The sequence below is a fragment of the Elusimicrobiota bacterium genome (assembly GCA_016788905.1).
Lineage (GTDB): Bacteria > Elusimicrobiota > Elusimicrobia > FEN-1173 > FEN-1173 > JADKHR01.
In genome coordinates this window covers 18,420-42,277 of sequence record JAEURZ010000004.1, presented here as the reverse complement: position 1 = coordinate 42,277, position 23,858 = coordinate 18,420, and the positions used below count along the sequence as shown (strand labels likewise).

Annotated in this window: 16 protein-coding genes; 13 read left to right on the top strand and 3 right to left on the bottom strand. The window is 55.1% G+C overall.

Features of this window, described 5'->3' with window-relative positions:
* Nucleotides 1–163 precede the first annotated feature (163 nt).
* The 13 genes from JNK54_02635 to JNK54_02575 all read left to right on the top strand — a co-directional run bounded on the left by JNK54_02635 (nt 164) and on the right by JNK54_02575 (nt 20,717).
* Entirely contained in the window at nt 164–2,755 is a 2,592-nt protein-coding gene (locus JNK54_02635) for a carboxypeptidase regulatory-like domain-containing protein (GenBank protein ID MBL8023166.1), read from the top strand.
* 4 nt (nt 2,756–2,759) lie between these two features.
* Entirely contained in the window at nt 2,760–3,266 is a 507-nt protein-coding gene (locus JNK54_02630; GenBank protein MBL8023165.1) for a hypothetical protein, read from the top strand.
* 144 nt (nt 3,267–3,410) lie between these two features.
* Nucleotides 3,411–4,778, top strand: coding sequence for a hypothetical protein (locus JNK54_02625; GenBank protein MBL8023164.1), 1,368 nt, complete (start codon nt 3,411–3,413; stop codon nt 4,776–4,778).
* A gap of 174 nt (nt 4,779–4,952) precedes the next feature.
* Nucleotides 4,953–6,371, top strand: coding sequence for a hypothetical protein (locus JNK54_02620; protein ID MBL8023163.1), 1,419 nt, complete (start codon nt 4,953–4,955; stop codon nt 6,369–6,371).
* Nucleotides 6,372–6,395: 24 nt separating this feature from the next.
* Nucleotides 6,396–7,118: a dTMP kinase gene (tmk, locus tag JNK54_02615; GenBank protein MBL8023162.1), complete on the top strand. Its 723-nt coding sequence runs from the start codon at nt 6,396–6,398 to the stop codon at nt 7,116–7,118.
* Nucleotides 7,115–8,101 carry a DNA polymerase III subunit delta' gene (holB, locus tag JNK54_02610; GenBank protein ID MBL8023161.1) on the top strand — a complete coding sequence of 329 codons (987 nt, stop codon included), beginning with the start codon at nt 7,115–7,117 and terminating at the stop codon, nt 8,099–8,101. Before tmk ends, holB begins: the two co-directional genes overlap by 4 nt.
* Nucleotides 8,098–9,624: a methionine--tRNA ligase gene (gene metG / locus JNK54_02605; GenBank protein MBL8023160.1), complete on the top strand. Its 1,527-nt coding sequence runs from the start codon at nt 8,098–8,100 to the stop codon at nt 9,622–9,624. The genes holB and metG overlap by 4 nt, the downstream gene beginning before the upstream one ends.
* A gap of 5 nt (nt 9,625–9,629) precedes the next feature.
* Nucleotides 9,630–10,436 carry a TatD family hydrolase gene (locus tag JNK54_02600; GenBank protein MBL8023159.1) on the top strand — a complete coding sequence of 269 codons (807 nt, stop codon included), beginning with the start codon at nt 9,630–9,632 and terminating at the stop codon, nt 10,434–10,436.
* Nucleotides 10,437–10,628: 192 nt separating this feature from the next.
* Complete coding sequence (locus tag JNK54_02595; GenBank protein ID MBL8023158.1) at nt 10,629–12,338, top strand: FecR domain-containing protein; 1,710 nt, start codon at nt 10,629–10,631, stop codon at nt 12,336–12,338.
* On the top strand, nt 12,335–13,561 hold the full coding sequence (locus JNK54_02590) for a hypothetical protein (GenBank protein ID MBL8023157.1): 1,227 nt from the start codon (nt 12,335–12,337) through the stop codon (nt 13,559–13,561). Before JNK54_02595 ends, JNK54_02590 begins: the two co-directional genes overlap by 4 nt.
* On the top strand, nt 13,551–19,061 hold the full coding sequence (locus JNK54_02585; protein ID MBL8023156.1) for a carboxypeptidase regulatory-like domain-containing protein: 5,511 nt from the start codon (nt 13,551–13,553) through the stop codon (nt 19,059–19,061). The genes JNK54_02590 and JNK54_02585 overlap by 11 nt, the downstream gene beginning before the upstream one ends.
* Nucleotides 19,058–19,984: a PorV/PorQ family protein gene (locus tag JNK54_02580; protein ID MBL8023155.1), complete on the top strand. Its 927-nt coding sequence runs from the start codon at nt 19,058–19,060 to the stop codon at nt 19,982–19,984. The genes JNK54_02585 and JNK54_02580 overlap by 4 nt, the downstream gene beginning before the upstream one ends.
* A gap of 1 nt (nt 19,985) precedes the next feature.
* Entirely contained in the window at nt 19,986–20,717 is a 732-nt protein-coding gene (locus JNK54_02575; GenBank protein ID MBL8023154.1) for a type I 3-dehydroquinate dehydratase, read from the top strand.
* On the opposite strand, the gene JNK54_02570 is transcribed toward JNK54_02575, so the two are convergent.
* From JNK54_02570 to mnmE, 3 genes are read right to left on the bottom strand one after another with little or no spacing between them, the layout of a single operon-like run.
* Nucleotides 20,714–21,601: a cation transporter gene (locus JNK54_02570; GenBank protein ID MBL8023153.1), complete on the bottom strand. Its 888-nt coding sequence runs from the start codon at nt 21,599–21,601 to the stop codon at nt 20,714–20,716. The genes JNK54_02575 and JNK54_02570 overlap by 4 nt on opposite strands.
* Nucleotides 21,598–22,482 (bottom strand): M23 family metallopeptidase, encoded by an 885-nt coding sequence (locus JNK54_02565; protein MBL8023152.1) that lies wholly within the window; start codon nt 22,480–22,482, stop codon nt 21,598–21,600. The genes JNK54_02570 and JNK54_02565 overlap by 4 nt, the downstream gene beginning before the upstream one ends.
* Nucleotides 22,448–23,839 carry a tRNA uridine-5-carboxymethylaminomethyl(34) synthesis GTPase MnmE gene (mnmE, locus tag JNK54_02560; GenBank protein ID MBL8023151.1) on the bottom strand — a complete coding sequence of 464 codons (1,392 nt, stop codon included), beginning with the start codon at nt 23,837–23,839 and terminating at the stop codon, nt 22,448–22,450. Before mnmE ends, JNK54_02565 begins: the two co-directional genes overlap by 35 nt.
* Between the last annotated feature and the right edge of the window lie 19 nt (nt 23,840–23,858).

Here is a 23,858-nt window from a genome sequence, read left to right as displayed (position 1 = left end):
GTGGGTTCACCTGTATTTTTACGCAAGTTCGAACCAGATGTTTGGGAGCACACGGGTTCGACCCGAGCACCCAGGCCTTGACAGGAAAGGGTTCTGACCTTACCTTTATCTATTGATAAACCCACCAGGTTCCCACACCTTGAACCCGTTCATTGGGGGGGCCATGAGACGTTTCTTTCGCACGAAGCGTGTCTGTCGCGCTGCAACTGGGGTAACGCTTGTCGAACTGATGCTCGCCATGGTGATCCTTGTGGTAGCGGCGATCGGGGTCATGGGGGTCTTCATTTATATTGCCAAGTCCATTCAACATTCCAAATGCCGTGGGCTGGCCGCAAATTTGTCCCAGGAACAACTTCAGGTTCTCAAACAAAAACATTATTACCGGGTCATGGTCACGACAGACACGGCCTATCGGACGGAGTTCACGCCCCCGATTCCCTACGACACCGGATATTTCCCTCCCGAAACAATTTTGGAGGGGGGGATAACCTTTACGCGGCTGACCCACGTGGCCTGGGCCATGGAAATTTCGGGGGAAATCCTTCCCCTTCCCGCCACCTCGTCAGACACCAACCTTAAAATAATTATTGTAACGACCATCTGGCACCTAGATTCGGACTTTCATAAAGTTCAAATTAAGAACGTATTTTCGAATCCGGACGCGGTCGTTGCCTCGAGTATGTTGATGGGCACCGTCACCAGCGGTGGGGTCCCGGTGCCGGACGCGCTTGTGACTGTGACGGAAAACAATGGGGCCTTAGACACCACGGACAATCTTGGGAACTACTCGATCACACTCTTTCCAGGTTATTACAACCTGACCTGTGCCGCCCAGGGGTTTTTCACAAAAACGGCGGCCGTGTCTGTGGCCACCAACACGGCGGCCGTTTCTAACTTTAGTCTGACCCCGATGACCGTGGCCACTCTCTCTGGCAACGTCTGGAAAAAGGACCATTTGGTCATCAGCCAAGTGGTGGGGAGTTCCCCCACTTCCGGGGGATTTGACCAGGAATATGTGGAAATTTTTAATCCCACCACCTGGACGTGGACCGTTCCCAGCGTTCTCGGTTTCACCTTCCAACGCCAATCCAGTCAAGACGCGGCCCCCGTCCCCATTGCCATTGATTACACTGGAAGCACAACCACCATTGTGCCGGGAGGTTTCTACCTGTTTTCCAACACATCACCGGTTCGGGTGGCGGGTGTCGAGGTTCCAGCGGACGCCCTCTGGGAATCCGCTGTGGGAGGACCGAACCAGATCAATTTCGCACCCCGCTTTGTCACCACGGTTGGATTAGAGAGTTATAATATTCTTTCTGTTTCGGAAGATGGTATTTCCAGTGCGGCCGGCGGCCTTCGTCTCATGAATACGGTCACCGGCCAGGTTCTGGACCGTGTCGGGTGGCAGGGCAATGGAGGTCAACCGCCGGATCCCATATCCTACGAATCATCACCCATGATCCAGTTTATTGGTCTCCAGAGGAACGAACTGTTCATCCGATATTCCAGTGCAGGGGGCGTAAGCACAAGCGTGGGACCAGCCTATGATTCCAACCAAAACAATCTGGATTGGTGGGCGGTAACGATATTTACCCCACCACGCAACACGGTTTCGGCCCTCCAAACCATTCTGGCAGGGACTCCCGCGGTTGGGGCGGCGATCACGTGCAATGACGGGCTTTCTGGTGCGGTCACCGCCGCCGCCACGGGGTCTCCCCCTGTGGCGAGGTTTTCGTTGCCGAACGTGGCCACGGGAACGTGGAATGTGTTTATGGCTTCCGGGACGGAATCCATCGAGATGTCCACGGTGACCGTATCGGCTGCCGGGACGGTTTGGATTCCCAACGCCGGGACAACTCCCAGCTGGCCCGGGACCAATCAATATGACGTTTTTCTCACCTCGACCACGGAAGAAGGGTATATTTCTGGAACGGTTAAAAACGCGGCCAATACGGCGATTACTCCGGGGGTGGTGGTTTCTAACGGGTCCCAAACCACGACGGCGTCCACCGCGAACGGGTTCTATATGCTGAAGTCCCCTCCAGGCGTGTTCACCGTGTGGGCAAACCCAAACAACGCGAACGCGAGCTACGTTAGTGCTTCCGTTGGGCCTGTCACGGTAACAGCAGGGCAGGTGGTCTCTAATATGAACTTCACTTTGTCCCAGGCCGGCCAAATTGCCGGGTTTGTTTCCCGGGACGGGATCAACCCGTTACCCGGTGTAGCGATTAAAGCGACCAACGCGTCCAGTTACGTGGAGTCTCACCAAGTGAGTGGGTCCAATGGACGGTTCGTTATGTCCAATGTCTCAACGGGGTCGTTTGTGGTCACCCCCGTTCTCAATTCCGGTGAAACCGCCACGCCGGCCTCCGCCAACGTGACGGTAGGTATCGGCGCGAATGTATGGTCCGCCACGTTCACGGTCACCGGGGCCATGGGGGGCATTACAGGAACGGTAAAAAAAGGGGGGGAGTCCATTCAAACGGGGGTCATGGTTATTGCCACCACCTCCACCATCCCAGCGGCTCCGCCAGTTCTCGATCTTGATAGTGTTATGGGAGCCACCTATTTCACCGGTTCCAGTAACGAAGACGGGACCTATCGGCTTGAAGTGAGGGGAAGCACCACAACGGCTTATCGGGTCTACGCGTATTACCCGGTCCCAGGTTCCCCATGGACCATCTATTCGGGTGTGGTCGCTAACGTTTGGGTTACCCCCGGGGTGAGTACGGCTGTGGCCCATTTTAACTGGTGAAGGAATGAACCGAAAACGAAAACACAAGCGGTCCCAGGGATTTACGATTACAGAAACCGTTATCACGGCTTCCATCCTCGCCCTTTTGGCTTTGATCATTGCGCCACTCCTCGTTCACTCCACGCGGTTCTTCCTCTTAAACCGTACCCGCGTCGATCTTCAACGGGACGCCCGGGCCAGTTTGTCCACCATCACGCGAACCCTTCGCCAGGCCGATTCGACCACATTGGTCATTGACCAAATTACTGGGCAGCCTTACTATTCGCGGATTTCCTTTACGGACATTAATGGGACTGATTTCGTTTACTTTCAGAACAACACCGCTCTAATGGAAACACGGGCCGGGGCCACCCGTCTGTTGTCCAGTAATTTGCGATTTTTAAACTTCTATTTTCCCCGTTCTTACGACATGGCCATTGTCTCCGTCTCTATGACCTTGGAAAAAGGCATTTACGAAAACCGAACCAAGGCCCTCCATGTGGCCACCGAACGTGTTCGGATCATGAATTAACGGAGTGGAGACGGCAATAGAGAGGAGGGTCTCTTGAACCCAGGGTGTGACCTTAGAACGAGCTCCAGGGAAAAAAAGATTGACCTCATTTGTCCAAGGCCAAGTCTTTCCCTAAAATTCAACCCTCCAACGGATGGCGGGCAAGTGTTGGTGGGGGTCACCTTACTGGTTCTCATTCTCATGATCCTGGTCCCGTTAATGGTCCAGTGGGGTTCAAATGAATCGAAACATGCGATCAAAGAACAACGAACCACCACGACCTTTAATATCGCGGAAGGGGCGGTGGACCGGGGGTTGTGGAAACTGAAAAGCGCCACGTCCACCTGGGCCGCGGCGGTGGCCGGGACGGTGATCCCAGGCTATGACTTGGATGTGGTTTACACGGACATTATCGGAGCGGTGTATCGCATCAAATTTTCTACCGGTCCTGATCTTAACCAAGTGACCGTTCTCGCCGAAGGGAAAAATTTGAAATCTGGGGCCGTTCGAGCCCTAAGCGTTGTCTATGAAAACTATTCCATCCCGGGTCCGATTCTCTCAAGCGGCAGGGTGGATTACGCCGGGACTTTTGACGCCCAATGGGGTCCCATCATGGCCCATGGAAACATCAATATTTCCGGAGCCGCGGCTTCCCGTTATTTCCCTCGAAAATTCTCCAAACAAGTGGTGACGGGAACGGTTTCCAGGCCCCGGGATACCTCAGGACTTAATCCTCCCAACACCGACAACATCGAGTGGTGGTCGGACTACCCCGTCCCCGACCTCCCTGTTCTGGATTTTACCACCATGCGCGCTTCCGCGGCCGCCACGGGAACCTTGAATTTTCGAACCAACACGGGTCGGTCTGGTTCCGGTCGATGTACAGGGTGGGCAGGAATGGGGCGCTGTGGTTCGGGAGGGCGGTCGGCGGGTTCCCATTTCCATGCCACCACCTGCCATTTCTTTAATTCCAACAATCACAGTCGATCCCGGGACAACCTTTTGTGGTATTGGGACAACGACCTGATCATGAGCGGAAACATGGATTCGGGAGGGTGCAAACGTCTTGGATTGTACGGTACGGTGATTGTGCGGGGAAACATGACCATCGATTCTGGGGATTGCTACGCATATACGGGTCCGGTTCCCGCCAACGCTTGGAGGGAATACAAAAAAATTAGCGCCACCACCCATGATACCGCTACTTTAAATCAATATCCTGCGGATAATGGCCTGCAATCTAACCGTCGGACTTTTCAGCATGGCAATGAAACCTGGAGTGGGGGCCCCTATTTTCGGAATACCGATGTGGGCATCCGAGGATTTATCTACACGGGTGGGAACATGACCATCAATTCTCTTTCAGACATTTCCGGGTCCCTTTGGGTGGTGGGAAACGTCGTGAACAACGACACCAGTGGTGAGCGCGTCTTGGTTTTTTACGAGCCCAATTTTAATCTGCCTCTTCTCAATGTCGTGCTGAGCCGAATTTCCTGGGATGAAGTCACTCCTACTATTGTCCCATGGCCCTAATAGGGATTCGCCTGTCAAGTGTGAGCGTATGAACAAAAAAAATCTCCCAGTCAAATCTCTGGATCACCTGAGAAAGGCAAGCGAACCCGTTTCTTTAATGGAAATTCTAGAACAGGTTTTGTTCGTTGGAAAGACAGGGGAAACCCAGGATGAGGTTCGAATCGAGGTGATGCTATGAATGCAGAAAAGAGACGACAATCCTTTCCATCTCGTGATCGTGGGCAGGTGTTGGTGGGAGTAACTTTACTGGTGCTCATTCTTATGATCTTGATTCCGATCATGGTTCAGTGGGGATCTCAGGAATCCAAACACGCGGTGAAAGAACAACAAACCACCACGACCTTTAATATCGCGGAAGGGGCGGTGGACCGGGGGGTGTGGAAATTGAAAAGCGCCACGTCCACCTGGGCCGCGGCGGTGGCCGGGACGGTGATCCCAGGCTATGACCTCGATGTGGTTTACACGGACATTATCGGAGCGGTGTATCGACTTCGTTTTACGGCGGGACCCGGGGTCCATCAAGTGACAATTCTTGCCGAAGGGAAAGACCTTAACTCTGGCCAGCTCCGGGCCTTGCGGGTTGTCTACGAGAACCGTTCTATCCCAGGCCCCATTCTTTCGGGGGGCATGGTGGATTACGCCGACACCTTTGACGCCCAATGGGGTCCCATTATGGCCCATGGGAACATCGCCATTTCAGGGACGGCGGCCACGCGTTATTTTCCCCGAAAATTCTCAAAACAAGTGGTGACAGGAACGTCTTCCAGGCCCCGGGACACCACAGGACTTAATCCTCCCAACACCGACAACATCGAGTGGTGGTCGGACTACCCCGTCCCCGACCTCCCTGTTCTGGATTTTACCACCATGCGCGCTTCCGCGGCCGCCACGGGAACCTTGAATTTTCGAACCAACACCGGGACGAACGGTTCTGGCCGATGCACCGGTTGGTCGGGGATGGGTCGCTGTCAGTCCGCTGGAACATCAGCGGGATCCCATTTTCATGCGACCACCTGCCATTTCTTTAATTCCAACAATCACAGTCGATCTCGGGACAACCTATTGTGGTATTGGGACAACGACCTGATCATGAGCGGCAACATGGATTCGGGAGGGTGCAAACGTCTTGGATTGTACGGTACGGTGATCGTCCGGGGGAACCTGACCATCGATTCTGGGGATTGCTACGCTTACACGGGTCCGGTTCCCGCCAACGCTTGGAGGGAATACAAAAAGATTAGCGCCACCACCAACGACACCGCGGCTCTGAATCAATACCCGGCGGATAACGGTCTTCGTACAAACCGACTCACGTTCAATCACGGGGGCGAAACCTGGACCGGCGGCCCCATTGCCGGAAACACGGACGTGGGGATCCGGGGTTTTATTTATGCCGGGGGCAACATGACCCTCAACTCACTTTCGGATATTTCGGGAGCGCTCTGGGTGGTGGGAAACGTGGTCAACAACGACACCAGTGGTGAGCGTGTCTTGGTTTTTTACGAGCCCAACTTTAATCTTCCACTTCTTAATGTTGTGCTGGGCCGGATCTCGTGGGACGAGGTAACGCCTTCGACTCTCCCCTGGCCATAGACCGTTTCCTGGAGAAATGGTTAAATCTCCGTCGTGCCTAAAGGATTGTTCATCACCCTAGAAGGGGGCGAAGGGTCGGGAAAAAGTACCCAGGCCCGGCTGTTGGCGGATTACGTTCGCCAACAGGAGATCCCCGTCGTCCATACCCGTGAACCGGGGGGGACCTCCATTGCCGAATCGGTTCGCCGGGTCTTGCTCCATCCCAAGGGGCGTGTCGCTCCTCTCACCGAACTTTTACTCTACCAGGCCGCTCGGGCCCAACATCTCGCGGAGATCGTTTCCCCGGCGCTCCGGGCGGGCTCTGTGGTGATTTGTGAACGATTTACCGACGCCACCGAGGCGTACCAAGGCTATGGCCGGGGTTTAAACTTATCTCAAATACGGGTATTGAACGATATTGCCACGGGTTGCTTGCGGCCGGACCGCACATTTCTTTTGGACGTCCCCGTCCCAAAGGGACTGTCCGCCGCCCGGGGGTTGGCGAAACGTCTTTCCCGCCATGGTGCTAAAGCCAGGGGTGGGGACCGCATGGAGCGGGAATCATCCCTTTTCCACGAACGAGTGCGCCGGGGTTACCTGGCGCTGGCACGGAGGGACCCCCGTCGGTTCCGTAAAATTTCCTGGGGAAGACCTGTGGCTGAAGTTCACGCACAAATTCGGATTGATGTTGATCAATTCCTCTCTGACCGATTCCCTCGGGTCCGTTCAAAACCAGGGCCTTCCAGGGCTAGGGGACCCCGATCATGAGTGCGATTTTGGAAACTCTTCCTCCGGGGAAGCCCTTTCAGGAAATTTTAGGGCAGGAGGCCGCCATGAACCAATTGGCTTCCTCCATTACGGCGGACCGGGTGCCCCACGCCTATTTGTTTACCGGTCCGGTGGGTGTGGGGAAACGAACCGCGGCGCGCGCGTGGGCGAAACTCCTCTTTTGTCAAAACCCTCCGTCCCCGCTCCACTCCTGTGGAACATGCCCGGCGTGCGGAAAAGTCGAACGGGGTGGCCACGGGGATCTTGTGTGGGTGGATTTTGTTCGCCAAGCGGCTCTCCTAAAAGAACCCATCGAAAAACAAAAATCACTTAAAATATCCACTGTTCGCGAGATGGAACACGCCCTTCGGCTAAAACCGTTGGAAGGTCGCGTGAAAGTGGCGGTGATCTCTCCCGCCGATGCCTTGGGCGATGACGCGGCCCACGCGCTCTTGAAAATCGTGGAGGAGCCCCCACCCGGGACGCACCTCATATTGATCGCCACAGAAGCTGGGTCTCTCTTGCCCACCATCCGGTCCCGGTGTCAACGGATACGATTTCGCCCCTTGTCCGTGGATGTGGTGAGCTTGCTTCTGGCCCGGGAGTTTGGGAACCGGCCCCTGGAGGTCTTAACCCAGGCCGCCCGCGGGGCCGATGGTTCTGTTGAACGGGCACGAACGTTGGTGGAGGAAGGGGCAGGGATGGATTTCGATTGGGCGCGGAGTCCCCTCAGTGACCTTTTGTCTTGGTGCGAAGGATTTCAAAATCCCCGACTCGGTCGCACCGCCGCGGAACGTTTATTGGAATCCCTCCTCGCTCAGTTTCAAGTGGAAGCCCGGGAAGGGGAACGCACCCCAGACGATCTCCACCGGGTGTTTCAATCTTTGACCCGTCTTCGCTGGAACGCGAACGTGGGCCTAACCTTGCAACACCTTTTCATCCATTTGCGTCGGAACGCACGGCGTCCCTCGGAGGATCAATGAAATCCTTTTATATCACCACCCCCATCTATTACGCCAACGATGTTCCCCATATCGGTCACGCCTACACCACCATCGCCGCGGACGTCCTCGCGCGTTGGCGCCGTTTGCGGGGAGACTCGGTTTACTTCTTGACGGGGACCGATGAACATGGAGCCAAAATTGACCAGGCGGCCCGCGCCGCTGGAAAAACCCCCATCGACTATCTGGACCCCGTGGTTGAGAAGTTCCGCCTCCTGTGGACCCGATTGGGCATCACACCAACGGATTTTATCCGAACCACCGAAGACCGGCACAAAAAAACCGTCCAGCGTGTTTTTGAAAAACTGGAAGCCCAAGGGGATATTTACCTGGGATCCTACGAAGACTGGTACTGTGTCCCCGACGAAACCTTTTGGTCCGAATCCGATCTGGTGGATGGGAAATGTCCTTCCTGTGGACGTCCGGTAGAAAAACTCAAAGAGGAAAGCTATTTCTTCCGTCTCTCGGTGTACCAAGACCGTCTCCTGGCCCATTACGAAAAGAACCCGGACTTTTTGTCACCGAAATCCCGGGCGGGGGAGATCATTAATTTTGTCAAATCGGGTCTCCGGGACCTCTCCGTTTCACGGACCAAAGTCAGTTGGGGGATCCCGGTCATCGCCCATCCTCCGCACACCGTTTACGTGTGGTTTGACGCGCTCCTCAACTACATCTCAGCCCTGGGCTACGATCCCAAGACCTCTTCTTCCTTATTCACGGAAAGCTGGCCCGCTGACGTTCATCTGGTGGGCAAAGAGATCTTCCGTTTCCATGGGGTTATTTGGCCCGCCATGCTCTTGGCGTTGGGTCTTCCTCTTCCCCACAAGGTATTTGCCCATGGGTGGTGGACCGTGGAAGGAGAAAAAATGTCTAAGTCCCGGGGCAACGTGGTAGACCCCCACTCCGTCGTCGAAGAGTATGGGGTGGACGCTTTTCGATATTTTCTCTTGCGGGAAGTGCCTTTTGGATCGGACGGCGATTTTTCTCTGAACGCCCTGCGGACCCGGTACAACGCGGAATTGGCCAACGCTTTGGGCAACCTGCTGAACCGTGTGTTGACGTTGGTGGAAAATAACTTTGAAGGCGTTTTGGACCCCGGCGCCGCGACCCATGCCCTTGTGAAAGAAAACGCGCAAGAATGGTTGGCGTCATACGACGAATCCCTCAGCCGGTTGTCTTTTAACGATGGGTTGGAGAAGGTTCTCACCCTCGTGAATCAGGCCAATAAGTTTGCCGAGGATCAAGCGCCCTGGAAATTGGTCAAAGAAGATCGGGAAAAAGCGAGATCAGTTCTCGTGGAAATGGCCCGCAGTTTGAAACTGGCCGCCCTGGCCCTTCATCCGGTCTTGCCCGACATCACACAAGAAATGTGGGAACAGCTGGGGGAATCTCTTCCCCTGGCCCAAGCCGCGCCCGGATTGCTCTCCAGCGGAGAGATTACGTTCGCCCCAGGCCAAAAAATCAAAAAGGGCCCGCCCCTTTTCCCGCGGAAAGAAATGAAATAAGTCCCATGTACGTTGAAACCCACACCCATCTCACGGACGAACAATTCGATCAGGACCGAGACATCGTTTTGGCCCGCGCCCGGGACGTGGGGGTGGGTTTATTTATTGAGATCGGGGAAGATGAGCCCCAATGGCCCAAGGCCCGCGCGTTAGCGGAAAAGTATTCGGATGTTTTCTGGACGGCGGGATACCATCCCTACTACGCGATCAAAGCCGACCATGGGCTGGTCGATCGGCTCGAAACGGCGTTGCGCCATCCCCGTTGTGTTGCGGTGGGCGAAATTGGGTTGGATTACCACAGGGACGATTCGCCCCGGGACGTTCAGAAACGGGTTTTCGAGAATTTGGCGAGGGCCGCGGTGCGCGCGAAAAAACCTATTGTTCTTCATTGCCGCGAATCTTCCCCAGAGAAAACCGAAGCCCAGGACGACATGCTGGCCATTTTAAAATCGGTTGTTATCCCAACTTCCGACAAACCGCCGGCGGGGGTGGCCCATTGTTTTCAGGGATCTGAAAAAACGGCCCGGGCTTTTATTGATCTGGGGTTCCTGTTAGGGGTTGACGCTCCCCTCACTTATCCCGCGGCCTCCTCCCTCCGAGCTCTGATGGCGCAATTCCCTTTAGAATCCTTGGTGCTCGAAACCGACAGCCCCTATCTTCCCCCTCAAACCCACCGAGGGAAACGCAACGACCCTGCCCATATCCCCGCCATTGCCAAAGCCTTAGCCGATCTCAAGCACGTCCCGATCGAAACCATAGCCACCCTCACCACCCATAACGCCAAGCGCCTATTTCATCTCCCCTCCGCCTAAAATCGAGTTTATACGAACTCGTGGATACCAAGAATCCGTATTCCCTCCTCGTTCATCCCTCCCATTCTAGATAAAAATTCAGGAAAACCATTTTTAATATTTTTTGATCGCACCGTAAACTGGCCATTGACAACTTCAGGAACTGGACATAAGCTTCGAACACTGGGCGAGATGGCGGCGCCTGTAAAAAGAATGAATCGATACCACTTCAAACAATTAGTCCTTCTTTTTCGAGGAACGCTGATCTCAGGCCTCCTCTTCTCTGTTACTTTTGCCGAACCCATTGTCGTAAAATCCGTTCGAGGGGCCGCCCAAATTCAAAAAGCCAATTCCCAAAGCAATCGATGGCGCGCCTTACAGAAAGGGACTCCGATTAAGCCAGGGGATACGGTTCGCACGGGGAACAACGCGCGGTTGGAACTCAAGCTGGATGACGGGTCCCGTGTGGTGATGGGATCCCGTAGCCGTGTGACTGTGGCGGAATCGGCGCCGTCCCGAATCTTTAGTTTGGCAGTGGGCCGCGTGAAAGCGTTTATTAAGAAATTGCAGCCCCAAAGCAAGTTTGAGATCCGGACACCCCTGGCCGCCGCCGCTGTTCGCGGAACAGTTTTTGAGATGGGGTACGACGAAAAAGAATCGTCCGGATTCCTGGAAGTAAGTCGCGGGGTGGTGGCGTTGACTCAAGGGGATCAAGGATTGGATGTCCGCGCGGGGGAAAGAATGGGATTTGCAAAAGATATACCCTTGGGAAACACGCCCTCTCGTTCTTCCCGTGGGTCCGGGACATCTTCCCGTGCGGAGGAACGCCAATCCCTGCGCCGGGAGGTGGGGCTGGGCATGACCAAGGAAATGGTCATGGCCGCCGCCGCCGATGAAATACGCCGTGCGGAATACCAGGAAGGGAAAACGATTACGGATGTGAACGGAAACAGGGTTCGTCTGGAAGAATACATCATCCGCCGTCCTACCGATGAAATTGCGAGAGGGAAAGAAGATCAGGCGTTTAAATTGGTGGTTCTGAACGAGCGTGCCAATCGGTTCGACTACTTTTACTATTTAGGAATATTTAACCAAGAGCTTGACGACGATCTCTCGATCGCTTTAAACGATGTCCGTGGGAAACTTAATCTTAAACCCACCTATTATTTGGAGTCTTACGAGATGGGCCAATCCAATACCATCGATAATATTAGGGATGTTTCAGAGGGAGGACATTTGGTCAAAGTGGTTTATGATGGGACGACATATACCCTCTCTTCCGAGGACGACCCGTCTGTGACTCGAACGGTGGCGGCGGATGAAGTTCTTCAGAGCGACACCGGGGTCTACCATAAAGTCTACGATCCCGTGGGGGACCGCTTTACCACCATTACGGACGCACAATTTCAGGCGGGGGGAGGGCAAGCGGCCGTTTATGATGGACGAAACGATACATTCCGGCCCCTTGGGGCGGGGGATACCTATTGGCGGACTGCCTACAATGAGTATTCCCACAAGCTATGGGGACCGGGATACGACATTGTAAAACAAAGTTATCAACCAGGTTCAGGTGTCTCCACTGTTCTCGCCCGGCATCTGGACGCTGTTCCCGGCCCAACCGACGCGACTTTCTTCGCGGTTTCAGAAACACCTGCCGGGGATAACCTTCTGCACAACCGCCTCACCATTTTTTACAGCGATGAAAAGGAAACAGTAGAAACAGTGAACACCTACATATTGTCGGATGAAGGGACCCTCGCTTCCCAAGACGCCTTTGCGGGGTTGACCACAGGAACGGGGTTTAAAAATGAATTACTGAAATGGAACTATCAACAGATTATTGAAGCCTCGGAATTTGAAGGCAGGAAAATCGACCTCGTGGTGGAACCCAAAATCCTCATTAAGTCGGGATTAATTCCATGAGAAAATACCCTCCATTTGGTCTCAGGGTATTCTTAGCGGGGTTGATCCTTGGTTCCCACCTTTCGTCCATCGAAGTGGCGGCCGCCACGGTCACGCCCTTGACCCAAATGACGTTAACCACGGGCCAATCCTTTTACGATGGAACCGCCACCTCGGTCAGTGGAAACGCGGATGTTGTGGTCACTCCGGTTGTGAAGTTTTCCGATCAATGGAGCGTCTTCCCCACCTATCACGGATTTTATCAGGGGACCCAAGACGTTCAGTCCCTGGCCGGCGGGGGACGTTTTTTTCGGGACACCACCGGGCACTCCCTATTGCTTAAAGACGTTCACACCTTCGGTGTTTGGAAAATAAAACCTTCCCTTGGCGCTTCCATGGAATGGTTGCGGGAGACTCGAGACGAAGGCTGGGGGCAGGGCCTTTTCGATTACCGCAAATGGAACGGGGGGCTGGAAGTGGAATACAACCCAACGCCCGCGTTCGGAGGGCGCGCGGCTTACGATTATTTCCAGATCATTTTCCCCAATTACGAATCTCTTGAGTCGGCCCAGGATCCCACCTTGTCCAGAGAATTAGCCGGGGAAAAGGTTTTAAACAACACCAACGGGATGACCCTTCTGAACACCTGGATGTCGCTGCCTTGGAAAGGAAAGCTGGATGTGACGGGCCTCGTTCACTCACGCAAGTTCAAAGACCAACCCTTGGTAAATGATCAAGGTCAGCTTCTGTCCACAAATCGAAAAGACGAATCCCTGGTCCTTGACTCGGTTCTCACCTATCCGTTGCCCACCTTATTCGGAATTCGGTTTTGGGGCGATCTGGGTGGCCGGTATATAACCCTGAACTCCAATCAAAACCATTTTGACGCCAAGCAGAGCGTTTTTCAAGCGAATTACTACGACTATGAAGAAGGTCGCGGTTCAGCGCAACTGGTTGCTACCATTCTTGAGAACCTGTGGCGGATGTCTCTCAGCGGGTATTACGAGCGACGCCGTTACGCCGACCGGTTAGCGCAAGACAGCACCGGCGTTGATTTAAATGAAAATTTAATAACGACAACGGTCACCACCCGTCTTGGCCTGGCCCACTCTCTTACTCCCAACACCAAGATTCATCTTAACGGTTCACTGGGCTGGAGCCATTCCAATACAAATTATGAAGGGATCTTCCGCTACAATTACCGCATCGCCAGCTACGGTATTGGAATAAGCTATGACTTTTAAAAAACGGTTCACTTCTTTTGGATGGATGTTTTTTATCGTCCTGTGGCCTTTCCCCGGGGTGCGGGGCGCTGCCCCCACGTCTTCCGCCACCCCCGCGAACATTCAGATTAGCGGAACCAGTGGAAACGGATTTCAAGTCGTTTCCGCCGGCTCGCCCACCTCCGACTTAAGAGTATCCGTACGTGATGCCAATGACCAAGACACACTTCTCCCATCAGGGAAAACGGTGTATCTCACGGCAACCGACGCGGCAGGGATTTCGTTCATCCCGGAAATATCCATCAATGGGGGAGCCTTTCAACCCTTTACAGGGTCGCTGGTGATCGGAACCGGCCAAGGGAATACACCGCCCTTTCGATTCCGTCGCGCTACGCCAGGGCGAATAACTCTTCAGGCGTGGGTCGTTGATTTTCCTTCTCCTTCCCTAACGCGGCAGGCGTGGTACACGGTGGAAGTCCTCTCCAGTGGTGCCACATTTACAAACGTTCGAGCCCGGACAACCTCTCAACCCACACCCATCACTGGGGCCACGGTCCTGTTTACACCGGACCGGGACGGGGTGGATGACGGAGCCATCCTCTCCTGCATCCCGCCGTCCCCCACGACAAGTTGGGAACTTCTGATTTCCTCAGACGCTACTTTCCCCGCTTCAGGAATCGTACGTCGATTCTTCGGGTTTGGAACATCGGAAACCTATTGGTACGGGGAAGGTTTTGAAGAAAGGACGGTTGCCAAAGGGACGTATTACGCCCGATACCAAACCATGGGCCAAGGGATCGTTTCTTCGCCTGTGACCCTGGTTGTTGAAGCCGCTGGATTTTATGGGGAGGTTAAAAAAGCAAGCGGGGAGTTTATTGAGGGGGTCGAAGTAAGCGTTTATGGAAGCGGTGGAGGCGGTTTCGCACGAACCTCGGGTGATGGAAGATACTTTGTGAGCGGACTGAAACCCCAGACTTCGTATCAAATGGAACTCCGAAAAAATGGGTTCATTACTCAATCCTTTACAGAAAATACGGGGTCATCAACGGGAGCCTTTGTGAATGCGGGGACAAAAATATTATCCTCCGGAGTCGGGTTAGAGGTTCGAGCGACCGTCACCTCGGCCCCCACCCGAGATGTGTATGGAAATATTCGTGTGTATAACGTGGATCATTCTGAAAATTATTGGGGTCCCATTCGGGTCGCCAGCGGATCCTTTAATTCGGACAATGGGCGCCACGTGAACGATCCCTTGTGGGGAACCATTAGTACCATCACGGTCCGACCGAATGTCGAATACACAGTGGAAATCACACTCCCGGATTTCGGCCGATCAACCGAATCGGTCACTTCTCCTCCCGATGGATTCCAATCAGTTCCGTTCGGTCCGTTGACGCGCAAAGCCAATATCTATGGGCGGGTTCAATTTCCCTCCGGGGTGGAAAGTCCCTTCAATGGTGAATGGGTTTCCGTTGATGCCCTTCTCCCCGGGGCCACAATGCCCACCGTTTCGGGTGGGGTTTATGTGCCCAATGGAAACAGCAGTGGGATCTATGAATTGCCGGGGGTTCCCCCGGGAACCTATACCCTTCGTGCGTTTGTCCGGGGATATGTGATGAGCACCACGGGACCTATAACGGTCACAAGCCTAGACAGGGGAGACAGGGCAAGTGGGGGCATTGACTTTCCCCCCTTCACCTCCGGAGGCCAAATATCCGGCTCCATCACGGTCGTGGGAGATTCCTCGGCATTGAGTTCTGGAAATATCACCGGTCCCGGATGCAACACAGGATTTTTCCCATTAAACATCAGTGCGTTTTCCCGTGTCACATTTAACAATGCCTTTGCCCAAGTGTGTTTGGCCACCTCAACCCTTTCCACGTCCGGGAGTTTCCAGGTTCGGGGTCTCCTGGATGGAGTGTATGAAATCCATTCCTATTTGCCTGGGTTTCAATTGGGTTCATCCGGGCCCCAAACCGTAACGGTGTCCGATGGGGTGGGATCAAAGCACCTCACGTTTCAAGCTCTCACCGGTCAAGTGAAAATTCAAGCCATCCTCCCCGCTGGCGATTCCGGTCAGCAGGTAACGTATGAACTCATTAAAGAAAATCCCAACCCGGTGACCCGAGTGGGCGTTCTGGCAGGGTCCTCCCCCGCGGAGGCCACAGAGAGTCGCTTGGGAACCGGACTTTATCGAGTCATCTTGAAAAACAATAACCCGGGAAGGGGCCTCGTTCAAGAATCCGTCCTAACGGTAACCAACGGATCCCTTAGCACCGTCACCGTGGATATGTCTCTCCCGGCCTATCCCGTTTCCGGTAATGTCGAAGTTGTGGGAAATATTGTTTTGCCTAGCACGTGGAACGTTACGGTCAGTTCGGTGCCAGGGCTCGTTGCCGCTGGAATCATTCCTGTGGTGGATGTGTATGCCCTCCCTCTGCCCACCTACTATCAGAACGAGTTTACGCCCATCCGGTCAATCCCCGTCACGGTGTTCCCGAGTTCCGCGTCCTATCTTGTGCCGGCGCTCTCCCCAGGCGCCTACCATTTGCGACTGCGCGAAGACTTTAATTCATCCACCACTTCTTCAGGGGGAACCCCCCCCCTGAACCTTCCTGAGTTGGCCAGTGATTCCCAGGTGATTTTTGTCAGTACAGGGGCAATCACGGGAGTTAATTTAACCCTCACAAATGGTGTGAAAGTGTCAGGGGAAATTAGTCGGCCCGATACTTCTTCCGATACGGTTCCCTTTTCTGTTCGCTTGCGCCGATCCAATAATCTCTCCTACTGGGGACTCTCCATTGAAACCATAGGAAATTCAGGAAATACCTATTCGTTCCAGCATGTGGCGCCGGGTGACTATGTCCTTGAAACAACGGAAGGAGGCTCCATCCCCCGGTACGCGGCGGCCCCCGTATCCCTCAAAGTAGGGACCACGGATAAAACAGTCAACGTGACTCTTTCCAATGGGGGTGTTGTTGTGGGGCGCTTGCGGGATGCCGACACACAAACACTTCTCACCGCTCAAAACGTTTCTCAATTTCTTCCCGACAATTTTGAAATTTCGGCCGAAGCCAATCCCTCGATCCCGGGAGGGTATGTTCAGGCCCATCGCAATCCCACTGGGGGAGGATATTTATTTGATGCGAACACAAACCAATTTCGAATCTCCCGCATGATACCTGACAACACCTACGACCTTCGTCTTCGAGGGTTCAGTTCCCTTGGAAGCGAGGCTATTTCTCGGGGACTAAAAACATACGCCCCGACTTTAATGGCAGGTTTGAAGGTCGTTGCGGGGCAAACCATCGATGTGGGAGTGATCGATTTAAAACAAGGCGGGTTCCTGTCCGGAACCATTCGAAACGCGGGGGGAACTCCGTTACCAAACATCCGCGTTGTGGCCCGGCCCTCCGCGAACAATGGCAGGGATCAATGGTCATTGCAGGTGGAAACGTTCACACAAGAAAACGGTCGATTTGAACTTCAAGGGGTGAGCCGGGAAAAACGATACTACGATATTATCGCCGCACCGCGTTTTCAATCCGGGGACCCCTATTCGCGCCTAGCGGGACCCCGCTACGCTGAAGAACGACGGCGCGGTATTGATGTGAACGCACCGGATAAGCTATCGGGAAATGATTTTACACTCACGCTGGCCAATGGTGTTCTTACGGGGCGAGTGGTGGCGCTGGATAACGGGACCCTGACCCCCGCCTTATCCAGCAAGAACAATGAGGGCGGAGAGAGAGGGGCGGATATCGTCCTCCATCGGACGGGAGCGCCCTTTGAGGACAGCCCTCTAGGGGAAATTGAAGAAAGGACCGCCGCCGATGGGACGTTCCGTGTGGAAGGGCTCAAACCCGGGGCCTACACCCTCCGCGTCTTGGCCATGGGATACGCGAGCGTTGTGAAACCCATCGTTGTCACCGCCGGCAACACCGCCATCGGAACCCTTTCCCTGTCCCGGGGCGCCACGGTGACGGGGCCCCTGACCAAACCCGACGGATCCTTCCCCACCCTTAACGACGTGCGTATGGTGCTCGGGGTGGACAACAATTTTGACGAGTTTGTTTTCGGCACCTTGGAAAGCAATCAGGACACCAAACAAGTCACGGGCTATTCCATTTCCGGATTCCAAACCGAGAAATCTTATTCCCTAATAATCGTGACCGGGAAAGACGCGATCCTAGAAGCCCAGACGGGGGTTGCCTTTGCGGACCCAGCGGAACAGCGGGTGATCCCCCTTTTGTACCGTGCGGCCCCCCCGCGGGTTTTCGTCAATCAGTCTCAATCCCTCTCGCAAACTGAGTCCGGTCCCACCCGCGTGACCTCGCTCCGTTTTTTCTCCAGTCAACCGTTTCGTTTGATAACGGACGCGGATAACAACCCCGCCACGCTCCTCACGGTGGACACCGGTGCCGGAACATTGAGTGATTTGGAGATCAATTCATCCCGTGACAGTTTGACCGCGGTGTACACGGTTCCTCTTAGCGCAAACGAAACGTCAATGAAATTGCGGTTGTCGTTTTACACAACAGAAAAAAATTCCGATAGTCTCTTGGGGGAAAACTTTCAATTCAACCAACTCTTTACATTTTATGCTGGGATAAAAGCGCGCCGATCCACCACGATTTCAAATGTAACGGGTGGGGAATGCTCGTTGGAAGGGGTTCCCGCCGGGGTGTCCTTCCGTGCGGGAGCCTTTGATGTGGCCACGTCCTCAGCCATCGAAATCGGAATTCAAAGTGCGGAAAGTTTAATCCTTGCCCCGAGCGCTGCCCCGGGATTAGGTCGAGCCGCGGCTATGGCCCATACCGCCCAACCCCTGGGGATGAAGGCTTATCCAACAGCGGGCCTCTTTCAAGCTCTTTCCGCCGCCCCAGCGGTGGATGCGTTCAGCCCCTTCTATGAAATTTTTCTTCCAGCGGGACTCAGCCATTTATTAAAAAAAGACGCGCGTCTAACGCTTAATTACGACGCGGACGCAGAAGATCCGGCTCTTTTGAACGTCTATTTTTTCGATCCCATCCACGAAATTTTCCTTTTAGAAAATGCCCAGAAGACGATTGATGAGGTGAACCGCACCATCACGGTGTCTGTTGGTCACCTGTCCACTTTTGTGGTTCTCCCCAGTCAGGCCAGTATCATTGGAGCAAATTCATTTACCGGACGAGAAATCCGTGTCCACAATGCTCCCAATCCCTTCAACCTGAAACCCAAATCGATTACCTTAAACGCCGCCGAGGCCGCTGATCAAAATCAAACGATCGATGGAACGATGATCCGATACAGTTTGCCTCCTGGAAAGAGCGGAGAGGTCAAGATCGAGATTTATGATGTGGCGGGAGGCCTGGTCCGTGTTCTCACCCAATCGGCTCCGACTGACGGAACGTATTACTACCTTGAATGGAATGGCCGAAATGATGCGGGACGCCTTGTTTCCTCCGGACTCTATTTGGCCCGATTCACGTTAAACGGTTCTGATGAAAAGATGTTTAAGATGGCGGTGATCAAGTGAGAACGCTGGGTCGATCGGTGTGTGGCGTCGTCCTGGCGGCGCTCCTTTCTTCCATTGGTTTAGCGGGGGGGAAAGCCGGAACAACGGGAGCGGCCTTTCTGAAAATCGGGGCCGGGGCCCGGGCCGCGGCCATGGGAAACACTTTTACCGCTGTGGCTGATGACGCGGACGCCTCTCATTGGAACCCCGCCGGACTCCCTCAGCTGACTCGCCCGGAATTTTCGGCCGCTCACACTCAATGGATCCAGGGAGGCCAACACGATTCCTGGGCCTACGCGCACCCTTCGAAAATCGGAACGTTCGCGGCCAGTGTGGTCACGCTTTCTTACGAAGGAATTGAAAAACGCATCACGGACACAGACGAACCGGAAGGAACCTTTGGGTCCCTCGACGCGGCCTACAGTTTATCCTACGGGCGAAGGGTGCGGCCGCACCTATCTCTGGGGTTGGGCATGACCTACGTGCGCCAGAGCTTGGACGGCCAATCCGCGGGCGCCTCGACGGTGAACGTGGGTGCTCTTTGGAAAACACCGATTTCTTTCTTGACCCTGGGGGCCGGGGTTCGTAACATAGGGGGGTCAATTGACTTTGTTGAGGAAGGAGACCCTCTGCCCATGACCGTAGCGTTTGGAGCCGCTGGACGCTTTTTGAAGGAACGTCTGTTGATCACTGCCGAGGGACGCTCGGTTCGTCATGAATCTCCCTCATTCGGGGCGGGGATTGAAGTGTCCCCACCCCTTTACAAAGAAGCGGTGGGCCATCTTCGTGCCGGCTACCGTTCTGATTCTCCGGAAGTCTCTGACGCGACGGGCTTCTCCCTGGGGTTGGGGTTTTCCTTCCCACGCTGGGGATTTGACGCCACCTGGGCCCCTCAAGGCGCCTTGGGGGACGCGTTCCGTTACTCTTTCCGTTACACATTCTAAAATGCCACGCGTAAAACTTCCCTCTGGTTTGGGCCGCCGTGCCCTTATTGTGGCCTCATTATCCGATGCCGCCACTCTCGTGACCGACGCGCGTCGTGCCGTGAAAGATGGCGCCGACCTTTTAGAGGTCCGTGCGGACCTCTTTCCTAAAATGCTTCTGAAACCGGAACGACTTCAACGAACATTGAAAAAGCTCCGCCGGGAATCGCTCCGACCGATCTTCCTAACGCTCCGTATGGGGGAAGAGGGCGGGGGGTTGTCCGTCAAATACCGGGAGGTGGATCGCCTGGGCCTTTTTCGCGCGGCGTTGACGGAAGTGGACGGCGTTGATGTTGAATTGGCCGCGGTGGAGATCAATCGCCATGTGGTTTTTGAAGCCCACAAACGAGGTCGTTTTGTGGTCCTCTCCGCACACGATTTCAAACGCACTCCGAGCCAAGCGGTCCTCGCGGGGTTCGTTCGGAAGGCCAAGAAGTTGGGGGGAGACATCCTCAAGGTTGCGGCGAAACCGAAGGGGCGCCAAGACGTGGTTCGCTTAATGGATTTTTGTTCCCGTTCGCTCTTTCGTCGGAAGGCGTTCATCGCCATGGGCCCCCTGGGTCTCGCTTCCCGCCTGGAAGGGTTCCGTCAAGGATCGTGTCTCACCTACGGATACATCCGCCGGCCCCTCGCTCCAGGCCAATGGCCCATTGCTCGGTTGGCCGCCGCCCTCAAACAACCGCCTCTTTCTTAATCCGGGGATTTCGGAGTTTCCGGTTCCAGTTGGAGGGTGGTGTGCGTGATGTGGAATTTGTCCCGCAAAGGGGTGTTGATGGCTTCCAAGAGGGCGCGGGGATCCGAGAGAAATTGGGGTTGAATGGTGAGGTGCGCGGTCAGGGACGAAAGGTGGGAACAAATCCCCCACAGATGAAGGTCCTCCACGCGAACGACGCCAGGAACTCCCCGAATCGCATCTTCCACCTCGTTCAACCGGAGGTGCCGTGGCACACCCTCCAACACGAGGTTCATCCCTTCCCGCAAAAGTCTTCCGGCGTTTAAAAAAATGACGCTGGCAATCCCCAGTCCCACCAGCGGGTCCACCCAGGACCAGCCTGTCCAATAAATCGTCAGCGCTCCCACCACAACCCCCAAACTCGCTAAAGCGTCAGACGCCACGTGAAGGAACGCTCCACGGATATTTAAGTCTTTCTTTGAGAAATCGTGCAGACGCCACGCCACAATCAGGTTCGTGAGAAGGCCGAAACCCCCGATGATGGCCATGGGAACCAAACGGGGTGAGTGTGGGGAGGACAGTCGTCCCAGGGATTCCCAGACGATCCATAAGGCGAGCCCCACCACCAGAAGCCCGTTGGTGAGCGCCGCCAAGACCTCCATTCGGTGGAGGCCATACGTCCGACGGTCCGATGGGGGCCGAGCGGACAACGTCAACGCGAGGAGCGCAAAGAGCAGCGCGGTCAAATCCATGAAAACATGGCCGGCATCGGAAAGCAGGGCCATCGATCCGCTGTAGAGGCCCCCCACAATCTCAGCGACAAAAGTGAGGGAGGTCAGGCCCGCCGCAAAAAGAAGTGGAGGCCGGGATTGTCTTGATCCCGAATGGTGGTGCGTGACGGTCATGGGATCGCTCTCTCGACCCATTCCATCGGGTCCACGCGTACACCCGACACCACCAAAGACCAATGGAGGTGAGGCCCCGTGGCTACCCCTTCCTGCCCCATGAGGCCCAAGAGGCGGCCCGGATGGGCCCATTGACCCACTTTGATGTTGATGGATTGCATATGAAGGTAGTAGGTGTATACCCCTTGCCCATGGTCCAACAGGACCACGTTTCCGAACCCATCCATCCATTCGGCCAAAACCACACGTCCTCGGGCCGGGGCCTCCACCCGGGTGCCGGCGGCGTTCGCTAAATCAACCCCAGAATGGGATCCAGAGGGCGGGCGCGCCCCATAACTTCGCTGGGCTCCAAATACTGAGGAGACCACCCCGGTGGTGGGCTTTAGAAAAGCACCGTCCCATTGTTTTTGAGACGAACCGGGTTCCACGTAAAAAGACGCCAAGCGGTTGGCGTCCGCCGCGACGGTCCCTGACGTGTAAAGGGAATCTTTTTCCGGGTTTAACCGAATGCGACTCACGGGGTAGGTCCCTTTCCGGACGATGAACGGAATTTCAGCTCGAAAACGTTTCCATCCTTTTTTCCCCGTGACAAGGAGGGTGTGCGTCCCAGTCTTTTCCCGGGCGTCGATTCCGAGGCGGGCCCTCCAATGTGTTGGCCCTTCTTTATAAAAGAGGCTTTCCGATTCTCCAACCCGAGCCCGACCGTCCCGAAGAGGGGTATCCGATTGGTAGAGCACCGTCAGCGTACGTCCCGCCGTGACCGTAGACGGTTCCACCGTGAAGGACGAGAGTTCCGTTGTTTGGGCACTGGCCGCGAAGATCAAAAAACCGACCACAGCCTTCATTTTATTTCCCCACGCAGAAACGCGAAAAAATCGCATCCAGGACCTCCTCAGGGGCTCCTTGCCCCGTAAGGTTGTTGAGTGCGCCCAACGTCAGTCGGAGTTCAATGGCCAACGCTTCTTCCGGTACACCCGCGTCCACTCCCGTGAGTGCTCGGGAGAGGGCGTCAATGGCTTCCCGTAAACGTTCTCCTTGTCGGGCGTTTAAAACAATCCCAGGTTCATGGGGTTCTTCGCCTGCCCCAGCAAGACGAAGCGCGGCCCGCCCCAATTCCCTCAAGCCGATGCTGGTTCGGGCCGACACAAGCGAGACGGGTGCCTCTTCCCAGGGCAATCCCCTTCGCCAACGGGATTCCAAGGAAGCCAGGGGAGGGCCTGTCACCCGATCGATCTTATTTAACACGAGGATGGTCGGTCGATCCCCAACGGTCTTGGCCACCTCCCGATCCTCCGACCGCGGTCCGTTCTCTGCATCCACAACAAAGAAAATGAGATTTGCCCCCGCTAAGGCTTGGCGCGCGCGATCCGCGCCCTCTTTCTCCACCCTGTCGTCTGTTTCCCTCAATCCCGCTGTGTCCACCAAGGTAAGGGGAACTCCATCCCAGACCACTGATTCTTCCAACGTATCCCGGGTCGTCCCAGGGACCGCCGCCACGATGGCGCGGTTCTCCTGTAAGAAAGCATTGAAAAGAGAGGATTTGCCAGCGTTCGGACGGCCCACGATCGCCACGCGTACGCCCTCCCGCCAAAGGCGATGGCGTCCCGGTGTTCCCACCAGGGTCTCTAGAGCTTCACGGGTAAATCTTAATTCATCTCGGAGCCCCGCCCGTGAGAGGTCCGGAATCTCGTCTTCCACGAAATCCAGGTGGGCTTCCAGATGGGCGAGAAGATGGAGAAGTTTATCGCGAAGGGGTTGAATCGGTCGGGTAATTTTCCCATGCAGAGCGTCCAACGCCAGCCGTCGTTGCGCGTCGGACCGAGCGGCAATGAGGTCCCCCACGGCCTCCGCTTGGGTTAAATCCATTTTTCCGTTAACAAACGCCCGCCGTGTAAATTCTCCTGGGTCCGCCATCCTTGCCCCGGCGCGAAGACAACTTTCCAAAACCCGCCGCAGCACCTGAGCCCCGCCGTGACAAGAGAATTCCACCACATCTTCACCCGTGTAAGATCGGGGGGCACGGAAAAGACCGACCACAACATCATCCAGAATTTCCGTACCTTCTTTCAGAACACCGTGGTGGAGCGTATGGGAAGGAGAGTTTTTGAGGGAGGGGGGGCCTTGAAACAAGAGGCTGGCCACCTCGATGGCTTGAGTGCCCGAGAGTCGGATCACGCCCAAACCACCGGCTCCCAGAGGCGTCGCGATAGCCGTGATGGTATCGTCGAGAATCAACACGGGAGGAGGGAAAAGAGGA

Coding starts and splice junctions, on each gene's coding strand:
- JNK54_02620 (MBL8023163.1), top strand. CDS start 4,953: ATGAATGCAGAAAAGAGACGACAATCCTTTCCATCTCGTGATCGTGGG.
- metG (MBL8023160.1), top strand. CDS start 8,098: ATGAAATCCTTTTATATCACCACCCCCATCTATTACGCCAACGATGTT.
- JNK54_02600 (MBL8023159.1), top strand. CDS start 9,630: ATGTACGTTGAAACCCACACCCATCTCACGGACGAACAATTCGATCAG.
- JNK54_02630 (MBL8023165.1), top strand. CDS start 2,760: ATGAACCGAAAACGAAAACACAAGCGGTCCCAGGGATTTACGATTACA.
- JNK54_02635 (MBL8023166.1), top strand. CDS start 164: ATGAGACGTTTCTTTCGCACGAAGCGTGTCTGTCGCGCTGCAACTGGG.
- JNK54_02565 (MBL8023152.1), bottom strand. CDS start 22,482: ATGCGATTTTTTCGCGTTTCTGCGTGGGGAAATAAAATGAAGGCTGTG.
- JNK54_02570 (MBL8023153.1), bottom strand. CDS start 21,601: ATGACCGTCACGCACCACCATTCGGGATCAAGACAATCCCGGCCTCCA.
- JNK54_02585 (MBL8023156.1), top strand. CDS start 13,551: ATGACTTTTAAAAAACGGTTCACTTCTTTTGGATGGATGTTTTTTATC.
- JNK54_02590 (MBL8023157.1), top strand. CDS start 12,335: ATGAGAAAATACCCTCCATTTGGTCTCAGGGTATTCTTAGCGGGGTTG.
- holB (MBL8023161.1), top strand. CDS start 7,115: ATGAGTGCGATTTTGGAAACTCTTCCTCCGGGGAAGCCCTTTCAGGAA.
- JNK54_02575 (MBL8023154.1), top strand. CDS start 19,986: ATGCCACGCGTAAAACTTCCCTCTGGTTTGGGCCGCCGTGCCCTTATT.
- JNK54_02595 (MBL8023158.1), top strand. CDS start 10,629: ATGAATCGATACCACTTCAAACAATTAGTCCTTCTTTTTCGAGGAACG.